General features: G+C 55.1%; 10 protein-coding genes and 1 riboswitch. Of the genes, 4 read left to right on the forward strand and 6 right to left on the reverse strand.

What is annotated here, in order from left to right:
* Positions 1-14 precede the first annotated feature (14 nt).
* The 5 genes from AC6IZD_RS09870 to AC6IZD_RS09890 form a co-directional block, all read right to left on the reverse strand.
* Positions 15-1,448 carry an ABC transporter substrate-binding protein gene (locus AC6IZD_RS09870; RefSeq protein WP_497787523.1) on the reverse strand — a complete coding sequence of 478 codons (1,434 nt, stop codon included), beginning with the start codon at positions 1,446-1,448 and terminating at the stop codon, positions 15-17.
* Between the two features lie 176 nt (positions 1,449-1,624).
* Positions 1,625-2,431, reverse strand: a complete 807-nt coding sequence (locus AC6IZD_RS09875) for an ABC transporter permease (RefSeq protein WP_497787524.1) — start codon at positions 2,429-2,431, stop codon at positions 1,625-1,627.
* Positions 2,428-3,252 (reverse strand): ABC transporter permease, encoded by an 825-nt coding sequence (locus AC6IZD_RS09880; RefSeq protein WP_497787525.1) that lies wholly within the window; start codon positions 3,250-3,252, stop codon positions 2,428-2,430. The genes AC6IZD_RS09875 and AC6IZD_RS09880 overlap by 4 nt, the downstream gene beginning before the upstream one ends.
* Positions 3,253-3,299: 47 nt before the next feature.
* Positions 3,300-5,735 carry an HD domain-containing phosphohydrolase gene (locus AC6IZD_RS09885; RefSeq protein WP_497787526.1) on the reverse strand — a complete coding sequence of 812 codons (2,436 nt, stop codon included), beginning with the start codon at positions 5,733-5,735 and terminating at the stop codon, positions 3,300-3,302.
* Positions 5,736-5,948: 213 nt separating this feature from the next.
* On the reverse strand, positions 5,949-7,766 hold the full coding sequence (locus AC6IZD_RS09890; protein WP_497787527.1) for a S8 family peptidase: 1,818 nt from the start codon (positions 7,764-7,766) through the stop codon (positions 5,949-5,951).
* 298 nt (positions 7,767-8,064) lie between these two features.
* A riboswitch (cobalamin riboswitch) is annotated at positions 8,065-8,230 on the forward strand.
* A gap of 155 nt (positions 8,231-8,385) precedes the next feature.
* On the opposite strand from AC6IZD_RS09890, the gene AC6IZD_RS09895 reads away from it, so the two are divergent.
* The 4 genes from AC6IZD_RS09895 (at position 8,386) to AC6IZD_RS09910 (ending at position 12,070) form a co-directional block, all read left to right on the forward strand.
* Entirely contained in the window at positions 8,386-9,267 is an 882-nt protein-coding gene (locus AC6IZD_RS09895; RefSeq protein WP_497787528.1) for an ABC transporter substrate-binding protein, read from the forward strand.
* 92 nt (positions 9,268-9,359) lie between these two features.
* Complete coding sequence (locus AC6IZD_RS09900) at positions 9,360-10,355, forward strand: FecCD family ABC transporter permease (protein WP_497787572.1); 996 nt, start codon at positions 9,360-9,362, stop codon at positions 10,353-10,355.
* Positions 10,352-11,263, forward strand: a complete 912-nt coding sequence (locus AC6IZD_RS09905) for an ABC transporter ATP-binding protein (RefSeq protein ID WP_497787529.1) — start codon at positions 10,352-10,354, stop codon at positions 11,261-11,263. The genes AC6IZD_RS09900 and AC6IZD_RS09905 overlap by 4 nt, the downstream gene beginning before the upstream one ends.
* Before the next feature lie 141 nt (positions 11,264-11,404).
* Positions 11,405-12,070, forward strand: a complete 666-nt coding sequence (locus tag AC6IZD_RS09910; RefSeq protein ID WP_497787530.1) for a dienelactone hydrolase family protein — start codon at positions 11,405-11,407, stop codon at positions 12,068-12,070.
* Positions 12,071-12,120: 50 nt separating this feature from the next.
* Here AC6IZD_RS09910 and AC6IZD_RS09915 read toward each other — a convergent pair whose 3' ends face one another.
* Positions 12,121-12,960, reverse strand: a complete 840-nt coding sequence (locus AC6IZD_RS09915) for an alpha/beta fold hydrolase (protein WP_497787531.1) — start codon at positions 12,958-12,960, stop codon at positions 12,121-12,123.
* Positions 12,961-13,034: the final 74 nt, after the last annotated feature.

Here is a 13,034-nt window from a genome sequence, read left to right on the forward strand (position 1 = left end):
TGCTGGACTGTTGCTCATTTCGCGGGCGGCCCTATGTAGAGTTGATCGATGTTCCAAAACGTTTGAGGACGTAAAGCGACAGGATGCACGTTATGAAGCGTCGGCGATACTGCCGAGAGCGCATTCTTGTTGACCAGATATATGAATGGCAGTTGTTCGGCGACGATTTCCTGCACGCGATACCAGTTTGCTCTACGTTTCTGCAACGAACTGCCGACAGCTTGAGCACGCATCAGACGATCGATCTCGGCCTCCCAAGGAGTTGCAGGTGAGGCTTGACGCGGATTCCATTGATGATTGTCGCCAGAACTGAGCCAAACATTCATCTGCGCCATCGGGTCTGGCTCGACATTTTGCATGCCCAGAATCGCCGCCTCATAGTTGAACTTTTGAGTGATGCGGTCAATCAGAGACGGAAAGTCGAGCGTGACTACGTGGACCTTGATGCCAATTCGCGCGAGATCCTGTTGAATCATCACAGCCGTTCGCTCGCGATACTTGTTTCCGGCGTTGGTGATGATCGAGAACTCGACAGCGTGGTTCTCTCGATCGAACAATGTGCCATTCTGTAGGTGAAATCCATCAGCATGCAAAAGACTGAGCGATTCGTTCGTGTCATACCGAGTCGGCTTCAGCTTCGGATTGAACCACACTTTGTCAGCGGGGGAAACGGGACCAAAGGCAGGACGCGCACGGTTACCGAACACTACTCGCGCAATGTCCGCTCGATTCACGGCTTCAGATATCGCGCGCCGGAAATTGATGCATCGGAACCATGCGATCTTATACGCAGGCAGTGGAGCATTTGGAACCTGATTGAACCACATTTGCTCAGTGTCGAACGACGGCCCGGCATCGTGCACGGCAGCAGGAATCGAAGACAAGAGTCGGTCGTAGTACTCGGAGTCCAGAGAATTAATCAGCTGTATTTCGCCACGCTGGAAACGCAGTAGTTCGATATCGCGATTGCTCTGAACATCCAACCACACAGTATCGATGTAAGGCAGTGGGTGCCCGCTTGAGTCGTGCTTCCAGTAGTTCGGGTTACGTTTCAGCAAGATATAGGAGCCGGACTTGTGGTCGGCAACGTAGTAAGGACCAAGGACAGCCATCTCTTTTCGAGGTGAGCGAGCTGACATGATTGCGACCTGGTCGAAAAGGCGATCCAACCCCGCGACAGGCGCTGGAAATGTAATCTCGATTCGATTGCGACCTAAAATCCTCGTGACAGTCTTTCCGTTTGCGGAGCGAAAGGAATCGCCTGTCGGAGAGTGCAGCGCAGGATCCATCAGGTGTTCGACGGTGCTCGCAACGTCCTCGGCCGTAAAAGGTGACCCGTCCGAGAAGTATAGGTTCTCGCGCAAGGTGAACGTAATCGACCGTGAGTTCGGACCAATCTTCCACGAGGTCGCAAGTTCAGGCTCGAGTGCCTGTGTGCTCCGGTTCATGCGCACCAGCACACCTCCCGTGAGATACCGAATCGTTTCCGAGGAATCATCCTCGACTAGGAGCGGGTTGAATGTTTTAGGTTCACTGCGCAGACAAAATCGAAGTTCTGACGCCAACAAGTTCGTTGAACAGAGACAAAATACAAGCGCAACCGTCCATACTTTCCACGTAAACTTCACACTCTCACCTCGGTTCTCGACAAAAGTAATTCAAAGCTTCCTACCACCACAATAAGTGCAACGAGTGGTGCTAGTTTCCACGGCTGCGCTGAAAACGCGGTCAGGTCCTGCAATTCGCTAAGAAGGCCGCCCCAGGACGGCAATGGCTCCGCGACGCCAAGTCCTAATATGCCCAGATTGGCTTCCGCGAGGATGAATACGGGAATGCTGATCCAAAACTGCGCGATCATGATCGGCTTCAAGTTTGGCAGGACGTGAACTAATGCAATACGCCATTGCGACTCTCCGCTTGCATGCGCCTGCAACACAAATTCACTCTGACGCAACGATGCGGCGCCCGCGCATAACACGCGTGCAGATGTAGCCCACCCAATCAGGCCTAGCAACAGAAATGTCACCGTTACGGACATGAATGGCGATGTATTGAGCGGCATAAGTGCTCGCACGGTTAACAACAGGAACATCCACGGCAAGCACAGGAACAGGTCAATGATTGTAGTTGCCACACTCTCGGCAATTCCACCGAGATATCCCGCCACTCCGCCGATCAGTGCAGAAAGCAATACCGACAATAGTGCTGCAGCAGGAGCAAGCGTCAGAGACACACGTGAGCCGAACGCAACTCTCGCGAATCTATCTCGCCCAAGCTCATCTGTGCCGAGCCAATGAGCATGGGACGGCGGCGCGTCCGGCAGGTCACGAAATTGATGCGCATAACCACCGGGAGTAACATGCCCCGCTCCGACTGCGAGGATCGCGACAGCCAACAGCAGCCCTAGCGCCAACCAACGAAAGTATCTCATCGTGCGCTCTCCGGTTCCTTGGCGTTGAGTAGATCCGACGCGGCATTGGCGATCAGCGTCACAAGCGCAACGAACATTGTGAGTGTCACGAGAAGAGATAGATCGCGTCCGAGCGCAGCTTGCCACGCAAGTTGCCCAATGCCGGGAATTCCGCAAATTGCTTCAATGGGAATCGCCGCGCTTAGTCCCATGTTTATGGATACTCCAGCAAGCGATATCAACGGCGTTGCGCTCACCGGAAGGACGTGAAAGAAGAAAATGCGACTAGGAGAGAGCCCCTTAGCGCGCGCTGTCACCACGTGAGGCATATCGTAGCTATGTTCCAGCACGTTGCGCGCGTAACGAAAGATTCTCGGGAACACGGCCAACGCCACCGCAGCGCATGCTGGGGCATGCCAAACGATGAAGCAGAATGCCAATACGGCGGACGGTATACAAAGAAACGCGCTGGCGAACGTTCCGGTGACGGCGTCATACAGCGAGTTCCTCGAGAGCACGGTGCTGAACGCCAGTGCACATGCGAGCATCCATCCGGCCAATAATCCGAAGCCAACCAAGCGCACGCTCGCGGGTATCCGCTCCGAAACCAATTCGCTCACAGGACGGTTGAATGTTAGCGATCTTCCGAAGTCACCATGAACCGCATTGGCCAGGAAGCGAAAGTAGAATTTTGCGATGTTCGAATCAGCCATTCGCTCTGCGCGCAACACTTCGATGCTTTCGTGGCTGTACCGGGAATCCAGTTGCTGAGGATCCACATCGAAACCGGGCGCGACGCGAATCATGGTTACCGCGGCAAGAGCACCGAGCAAGGTGAGCAAGCATATTCTTACAAGTTGCCGTGCAAGTTTCTTTCCCACGACGTGCCCTAATTGACCTGCTCAGAAGATCCGCGGTGCTCGGATTTGGGTGCCGCCACCGGACTCGAATTGCCATGATTCAGGTTCTTAATCAGGTACATTCGCCGATCTGCTTCGGCGAGAAGATGATCTGCAGTCGTCCCATCCTTCCCAAGGAACGTAGTACCAACACTGGCCGAGAGAATCCTCTCGTTGCATTCCTCCACGCCGATAGATGTCGCGAGTTGATTAATCATGTGCGCTTTTTGCATTGCGGCGTCGGGTACAAGGCCCGGAGCAATGATGACAAACTCGTCCCCGCCCATGCGAGCAACGCAGTCGTATTCGCGAAAGCTGTGTTTGAGCGCTGAAGCAAATGCACGCAAAACCCGGTTTCCCTGCAAGTGTCCGAAGCGGTCATTGATCTCTTTGAACCGGTCGAGATCGCAGACCAGAACGGCGAGCGAATCACCTGTGCGGTTGCAACGGGCAATCTCCTGCTCCAGTTGTAGGAACAGCGACCGAGCATTCGGAAGCCCCGTGAGGTAATCGATAGTCGCGGAGGTCTGGGCTTCCTGATACGTCAGTGCATTCTCGATGCACAGACCCAGCTTGGGACTAACCGCGAGCAGTACCCGCATGTGATCCTTGTTGAAGGAATCTGTCTCATTGCGATAAAGAGTGAGTGCGCCCACGGTGCCGCGCAGCCCCTCTAACGGAACAGACAAGGCAGACCTCAGAGCAGCATATTTAACATTTCCACCGATGTAATTGGATTCGAGAATGGGATTTCCATTCATGAGCGGCTGTGAGTTTGCGGTGACCCAACCCGAGATGCCTTCCCCAAGAGGAATACGCAATGAGGACAGGACGCGGAAGTCCTCTCCATTCACGTATCTCGGAATGACGCATTCCTCTTCACGTATCCAAATTGCGATTCCGTCATAAGGCACTAACTTGCGCAGTCGTCCGGATACTACGGAGAGCGTGTCTTCCAGACTCAGAGAGTTGCCCAGCTCGTGGGTCAACTCGAAGAGCATCTGAGCTTCCTGTCTCGCCGAAGCGATCGATATGAGGAAGTCTTGATCGCTTGAAGTAGAAGACGAGTGCGCCTCGCGCTCAAACCCCGCCGCTGGTTCAGCGACGTTGTGGACGAGCACGTCGGCAGTCACCTGAAGCAGGTGAGCAGACTCCTCTTTGGCCTGGTGTTCAAGATCGATGTAGTGCTTCTGGAGTAGCTCAACGACCTTCGGATCGAATTCCTTCCCGGCCAGCGCGACGATGTAGTTCATCGCCTCACTTAAAGGCAGAGCACGACGATATTGCCGTTCTGACGCCAAAGCGTCCAGACAATCCACCGCGGCGAGGATGCGCGCGCCGACCGGGATGGCCTCTCCGACAAGACCGTCTGGATATCCCGTACCGTCCCACTTTTCATGGTGACCACGCACAATGGGAACTACATCATAGGGAAACTTAACGCATTCGAGGATCTTCGCACCCACGACTGGATGAACCTTCATTTTCTCGAACTCTTCCGGAGTGAGACGGCCCGGCTTGCTGATGATGTGCTCTGGAACAGCTAGCTTCCCAATGTCGTGCAGAATCGAGGCTGTCTTCAAAGCCTCCAACTCAGCGCTGGAGAGGCCCATCGCTTTCCCGATCCCTGTCGCATAGACCCTCACCCTCTGTAGATGAGCATGCGTCGTGTGATCTTTTGCGTCAATCGCGAGAGCGAGCGCTTCAATCGTACGCAGGTGCAGCAACTCCATACCTTCAGCGTGTCGCCGCTCGTCTTCGAAGCGCCCGAGGTAAACGCGGTATGAACGGTAAACACCGTACATCACAGGCGCAACCATGAACCACATTTCCCATCCAAAAATCTGGCTCATGTAGTGCACAAGCAGAACGAGGGCCGCTCCGGCCAAGTGATACGGAAACGACCAGAAGAACGTGTTGCGCCATGTATTGAAGAATGGCTTGCCCTCGGCGCACCTGATCACTCCTGCAACAGCGCACGTGTTCGCAAGGAAGTAGGCTGCAGCGGCGAACAGAGCCATCAATGGCTCGTGATGATGCAACAGCTTAGCCGAGTTATGAAAAACCCATTCGCATATCCAGATTGCTGGCGCGACCGCGCTGAAGACATTAAAGAGCACGCGCACGGGTAGCGCGGGATTCTTCATTTTGAATGCCGCCTGGACAAAGACGGCGGCACAGCCCACCAGGAATGTCTCCGGAACGGAAAACTCCAGCACGCCGATCAGGATCAAGAGCGATCCTACGGACATGGTTCCGTTCATTCCGGGCACAACCACCTTCATCCCGGAAGTGCACAATGCAATGACGAGGAAAACCGCGAGACGAAATGGGCTAGCTGAATGCCAGGGGTGGACCGACGTGACAGTCAGAAATATGCCGAGTAGGGATGTGAATGCGATGTAAACCCTTGCACTTGCCGGCATTGTTCCTACTAACTACCAGTTCTGACGCACTACATGCAGGTTGAATGCAGGCGGCTCAGATTTGCTTGGTGGTTCCTTTGTACCCGAAAATGGACAAAATCTCCAGAGATTCACATTGACCGAGCACGCTTAGGGGAAGAAACGAGTTCCATCAAGGGTAAGTACCTAAAGGGGCAAGCGGGACAATCCAATCATCGCCCCGCTTGCATGTGATTAGTCTCCCGCTACCATCGTACTTGTCCCCCAGAGGGCGTTCGTATTCGTCCCCCAGAGCGCATTGGTGTTGGTGCCCCACAATGCGTTCGTGTTCGTGCCCCACAATGCATTCGTTCCCCATAGGGCGTTGGTGCCCCACAGTGCGTTGGTTCCCCAAAGCGCATTGGCATTAGTGCCCCAAAGTGCGTTCGCATTGGTGCCCCACAGTGCATTGGCGTTGGTACCCCAGAGCGCATTTGCGTTGGTACCCCAGAGAGCGTTGGCATTGGTACCCCACAGTGCATTTGTACCCCAGAGAGCGTTGGTACCCCACAAAGCATTGGTACCCCAAAGCGCATTCTCCCCGCTGACAAACTCGCTGCTTCCCCAAATGGCGTTCGTACCCCACAGAGCATTCGTGCCCCAAAGAGCGTTATCAGCCTTGGTCAGATAAACATTTCCTGTGCTGGCGTCGTAGGTGGCTGCGGGCGAAATCGCAGGAAGCGTTGCGAGATCAGTATTCTCCAGCGCGGCTGCAAGATCCAGATAGCCTGCCCCAACCGTGAAGATGTCATCCTGGATTTGGTAGGTCACTCCAGCATCGGTCAAGGTCGTGTAGGCCGGGAGGGCCTTGTAGGCGGTCTTCATCAGGCGAGCCTTCACCTGATCCGGCGTAAGCGATGGATCCTTTTGCAGAATATCTGCCACGCCGCCGCTAACCACTGCCGCTGCCATGCTGGTGCCACTCAGGGTCAGATAGTTGGGCGAGACGACGTTCTGAGGATACTCTTGCGCCAAGGTGCTGTTCGGAGCTAGCAGAGAGACTATGCGATTGCCTGGGGCGACCAGGTCAGGCTTCACGATAGCGTCGCCATAGCTGGGTCCCTTCGAACTGTACGTGGTCATCGTATCGTCGGAACGATCCGGTGTACCGACCGTATTCATGGCACCCACGGTCAACACGTATGGGTCATTTCCGGGAGCGTTGATGGTTCCATAACCGTCGCTAGGAATGTTGCGACCATCGTTGCCGGCTGCCACGATAACGACGATCCCAGCCTTCCATGCCTGTTCTACAGCCTGGCAAAGCGGATCATTTTGGTAGCTTTCGAACACCGGACGACCAAGCGAAAGGTTCAGAACACGGATATTGTAGGTGTCTTTTAGAGCGATAGCGGCCTGAATCGCAGCAATAACGGAGCTGTCAGTTCCCTGCCCATTCTGATCCAGCACGCGCAGGCTGATGAGATTGGCATTCGGGGCGATTCCCTTGACCATAGGTCCGCAACCATCGCAGGATGAAGTCGCTCCATTCCCGCCAATGATTCCGGCAACGTGCGTGCCATGGCCAAAGCCATCGTTGGCGCCGGTACCGGTGAAATCAGCCTGGTACACGACGCGCGAATTTCCTTGCGCATCACTCAAATCCCGTACCGAGGAGATTCCGCTGTCGATGACGGCAACACCGATTCCAGTCCCATCCAACCCCAAATCCCATGCCAATTGGGCATTCACGGCGGGAGCTGCGTTTGCCAGGTGGGCGACAACCCGACGATTTGGGGTGACATATTTAACTTCGTCATCATTGGCGAAATCAGCCAGACGGCGCGCAGGGACCTTTGCGACTAGACCCTTGACGAGACGAGCCTCTCCGGTGATTCGTCCGCCACGGTTGGCGATCTTCCGCCGATGATGATTCTGGGGGACTTGTTTGTACTGAATGATTACGTCTACAAGGTCCCCACTGTTGTTGTTAAGGTCAGCTGCGATCTTCCCGTTCCCAGCAAAACCCAACACAGGCATGAACAGCAATATGAAGGCAAGGAACTTCCTCATTGTTTTCCCCCAAATTGAAGCAGAGAAACCAGTGTAGCTGTCCATCTCAGGAGAAAAAACAGAAAAGAATGAGGCGATCACCCCTAAGTGCAAGTTCCTAACGGCATTTCAGCGAGTACGTCCATGACCGTTCAGGACCATCCGCCAATATTACTCAGGCAACCATTCTCATCGGAGCGAGCTTATTAGGAGGCAGTTTGGAGTGGAAGATATAACGGCTGTTCACCCGTTCTGGACTGATTCTCTGGCCTGAGGGGGTTGCGTTAAGCAAATTCATTGACTAGGCTTCAAATAGGGTATATATCGTTCCCGTCTGGCTAAGGGAAGGCGGTGTGAATCCGCCACTGTCCCGCAACTGTAAGCGCCGAGGATCGAACGACATGCCACTGGACGAAAATCCGGGAAGGCTGTTCGAAATCCAAAGACGCGTAAGTCAGGAGACCTGCCCAGACGCTTATCTTGGCTAGTTTGGCTTCGATGGGAGAGCCGACGTGCGTCCTAATCTGACTTGTGTATCTGCAGTAGGAAGCTGCCTTCAAATCCCGCCGACGCGTAGAACGCGTTTGGTCGAGGTATGGTTATTGTTCGCAATAAGACCCGCACATTGAGCCGGGTCAAAATGCGTCTGTTTGTATCCCGCGCCGTTTTATTTGCCGGGATCATTTCGCTGCTAAGCCTACCAGCGGCGGCTATGCGCATAATCAATGATGAAACTGGTCGCGCAGTAAGATTGCCTGATCGCGTCCACCGCATTATTTGTCTCACTCCCAGTGTGGCTGACACAGTGTATGCAATTGGAGCGGGATCGGACGTGGCAGGCGTGACTGACTACACGATCTATCCTCCCGAAGCACGCCAGAAGCCCAGCATTGGCGACATCTTGCGACCATCATTGGAGCGGATCGCCGCACTGCATCCGGACCTCGTGATCGGTGTTGCCCCCCTCAACAGCACAGAGACGATTCGTGGGGTGGAGCGCCTGGGAATTCCAGTCTTCCTTGTAAATGAAACAGGAATTGACGGGCTGTACCGCTCGATCGACAGCATTGGCAAAGCCATAGGGCGCGAGCGCGATGCGGCATCGCTGGTGTCTCGGTTGCGTGCGCGTGAGGCTCGAGTACGCATGGAAGCGGCCAAAGCGAAGCATCCATCCGTATTCTTCGTGATCTCTATCGATCCTTGCATTACGGCCGGAAAGCGGGCGTTTATCACCGAATTGCTCGCCGCTGCGGGGGCGCGGTCAGTCACTGGCGATCTATCGCAGGAGTGGGTCCACCTGAACATTGAAGCGATTATCCCGAAGCAGCCGGACTATGTGCTGCTGCTCAGGGACTCTCCCTTTGACCTGAACCAAATGAGGCAGCACGCAGGATGGAACGCCCTACAGGCGGTTCGGGCTGGACGAGTGCTGCGCATTGACGATCGGATGCAGTACCCGAGTCCTGTGGCTTTCGATTCTCTCGAGGATTTTGCACGTCAATTGCACTCGGTGGCGCGATGAGTAGCGTGAACACACAATCATCCGAGACCGTCTCGCACGAGGCCCCGGTGAAAATCCCCGTTGCGGCGCGATGGCGAAGAAGAACACCCGTGATGTTACTCGTGCTGCTGGTGGGACTACTTCTAACAATAACGGTCGCTTCGGGCATCGGTCCGGTCCGGATTCCCTTCATGGAAGTGTTGCGGGCCTTTGCGCATCCTTCCCTTGAGGGCGACACCGGAATCATTCTCTTCACTCTTCGCTTGCCACGAGTGCTTGCAGCAGGGCTGGCCGGAGGTGCGCTCGCCGCAACGGGCGTGCTCTTCCAAGGACTATTTCGCAATCCGTTGGCAGACCCGTTTGTTCTGGGTGCTTCCGGAGGTGCCGCTCTCGGCGGGGCCGTCGCGATATTCTTTGTCCCTTCCCTGTCAGTCGGGGGAGTGGGGGCGATAGAGTCGTTGGCCTTTGTAGGCTCCTTGCTGGCGATGGCGCTCGTTTGGGCACTCGCCAAGTCAGGCGGACGTTTCGCAGTAGAGGATATGCTGCTCGCCGGATTTGCAATCGGAACCATCCTTAATGCGGCTACTGGCGCACTTGAGTTACGGCAAGAGGTCAGTAATCCAGCAGTAAGAGTCCTGACAGCATGGCTGCACGGAGAGGTGACAGTGCCCTCGTGGGCGCAGGTCACCGTCGTGGCGGTCATTGAAATTGTGGTGGTCGCACTTGCGTTGCCTCTCTCGCGTCAACTGAATGCGCTGGCGCTTTCCGAGGAGTACGCCGCGCAACTTGGTGTGCATGTTGAGCGACTGCAGATCCTGGTCGTGCTTGCTGGCTCATTACTGACAGCGCTGGCCGTATCCATGGCGGGCCTGATTGGATTTGTGGGCTTACTCGTACCGCATGTGCTTCGATTGATCATCGGCCCTGATAATTTCCGCTTACTTCCAGCGGCAACGCTCAGCGGCGCGGTGTTCCTCATCATCGCCGACACGATGGCAAGAACTATGTTCGCGCCGTCCGAGATTCCGGTGGGGATGCTGACCGCCTTCCTCGGCGGGCCCGCTTTTCTCTACCTGCTGAATCGCAGGCAAAGGAGAGAGTGCCGATGATGTCCAACATCTTGGAATTCCGCAACGTTGGCTTTGCTCATGGGGCACGAACGATATTTGATGACCTGAGCTTCGCAGTAAAACAGAACGAGATGACCGCGATTATGGGTCCGAACGGCGCAGGCAAGACCACTTTGCTGCGGCTCGCTTCTGCCCTGCTGCGTCCAAGTCACGGCGAAATCGTCCTCCATGGTCGCGAGCTAGATTCATGGAAAAGGAAGCAGCTTTCGCAGCGCATTGCGTTGGTGCCGCAAGAACTGGATGTTCCATTTGCGTTCACGGTTGAGGAGATCGTCTCGCAAGGCAGGGTTCCACATTTAGGGTTTTTCGGCGGACTTTGCGCAGAAGACGTAGAGGCTATTGAGAGTGCGATGGATGCGGCTGACGTTCGCAAGATGCGCGGTCGTGTGTTTGCCGAACTCTCGGGCGGCGAGCGTCAGCGGGTAAAGGTCGCAATTGGATTGGCACAGCAACCCGAACTGATGCTGCTGGACGAACCGACACAACATTTGGACTTGGGGCGTCAGATCGAGCTAATGTCACTGCTGGAAAAGCTGGTGAAGCTTGGGATCACGGTGGTTGCCGCCGTGCACGATCTGGGGCTCGCACGCGAACACTTCTCCTCGGGACTACTGCTCACACCCAATGAAACCGCGATTACGGGCGACGTTGCCGAGTTGTTGAGGCCCGACCGACTTGAGCATGCATTTGGCGTAAAGCATTCGGATCTCAATCGCTATCTGATGCCTGTGGTCGGAAGACGCGATTTGGCATTAACCGAGGACGGTGAGGGCTCCGAGCTTCAGAAGAGGTGGAGACCAGCTCAGGAGGTGGAAGAGACTCCGCGGCGGACAAGTGTTCATCGATTGAGGCGGAAGCATGGGGTGCGTCATCGAGATGGTGATTAGCACGTAAACGCTTTTTGTTTAGAGGGCTCGCAACCGATGCGAGCCCTTCATGCAATCCTTGAACTCGTGCCATACAAGCGCGCCTGAATACTGCGAAAGTCGAACACCGCTCCTTTTGCCCCTACTTTGCATCTATGAAGGGTGGATTTTCTCGGCACCAATACTCAAACATCAAAAACGATTTTTCAGAGTGAAGGTCACTCCATCACTGTTGAACAGTTCCTGCCCCTTGGCGGGCAAAAGCATCCTGCGATTCTGGCGTTGCATGGCTCTGGCGGAATCCGTGAAGGCTGGTCGGAGCAACCCTCGCGCTTGATGGCCGCGCAGGGGTTTTCTGTATTTGTCGTGCACTACTTTGAGCGAACAGGTACCATCTGGGCCGATCACAGCACCACCCGAGCTAACTTCCCGATCTGGATGCGAACCATCGGAGACGCGATTACGTTTGCATCGCAGCAGCAAAGCGTTGATCCCAACCGAATCGGACTCCTCGGCTTTTCTCTGGGTGGATACTTGGCGCTGTCCGTTGCCTCGTTAGAACCTCGCGTGAAGGCAGTGGTTGAATTCTTCGGAGGCCTTCCACAGGAACTGCACGGATTCAATCGCATGCCTCCAGTGCTGATCCTGCATGGAGATCTGGACCCGGTGGTTCCTGTCAGCGAAGCAACACAATTACAAAAGCTGCTTGAAGCCAAAGAGACTCCATACGAAATCAAACTTTATCCAGGCGCAGGTCATGGCTTTGGAGGCTTTCAATTGCTCGATGCCGGACAACGGACAGTTCAGTTCCTACAAAAGCACTTGTAGCTGAGCACTCGAAGGCCAGCTAGGGCTGGCCTTCGGAGCTGCATAGAACGTCAGGCAGCCACTTGCTGTGAGCGCTTGAGGAACGACAACAGGTCGTTGTTGATCTGGTCCTTGTAAGTGGAGCACATGCCATGCGGTTGTCCGGGATAAACCTTCAGCGTGGCCCCCTTCACAAGTTTGGCAGAAAGCAGCGCCGAGTCACTGATTGGAACTATCTGGTCATCGTCGCCGTGCATGATGAGCGTGGGTACGTCGATTCGCTTCAAGTCCTCAGTGAAGTCGGTTTCAGAAAATGCCTTGATGCAGTCATAAACGGCTTTGAAGCCAGCCTGCATACCCTGCAGCCAGAACGAATCTCGCAATCCCTGAGATACTTTGCTGCCCGGACGATTTGCGCCGTAGAACGGACCACTCAGGTCCTTGAAGAATTGCGAGCGGTCGTTCAGCACCGCAGAGCGGATCTGATCGAATGCCTCTTTCGGCGCGCCTCCGGGGTTGGCACTTGATTTCATCATCACCGGAGGCACCGCACCGATGAGGACCGCCATTGCAACACGACTGCTCCCATGTCGTCCAATGTAGCGCGCGACTTCCCCACCTCCGGTGGAATGGCCAACGTGGATTGCGTCTTTCAGGTCGAGATGTTGCGTCAGACCGGCGAGATCATCCGCATAGGTGTCCATATCGTTGCCGTTCCAAGGCTGGCTTGATCGGCCATGTCCTCGACGATCATGTGCAATGCAGCGGTATCCATTCTCAGCCAGGAAAAGCATCTGGTCCTCGAAAGCATCTGAGGTCAATGGCCATCCATGGCTGAACACTACGGGCTGACCGGAGCCCCAATCCTTGTAATAGATCTGTGTGCCATCCTGAGTGGTGAACGTAGGCATAGAAATTCTCCTGAAGATCGTTGCGTTTGACGATGGGAGGGAACGATTGAAAGCTGCACGCGTGCGTCTCTCAA

The organism is Koromonas humicola (genome assembly GCF_059726255.1).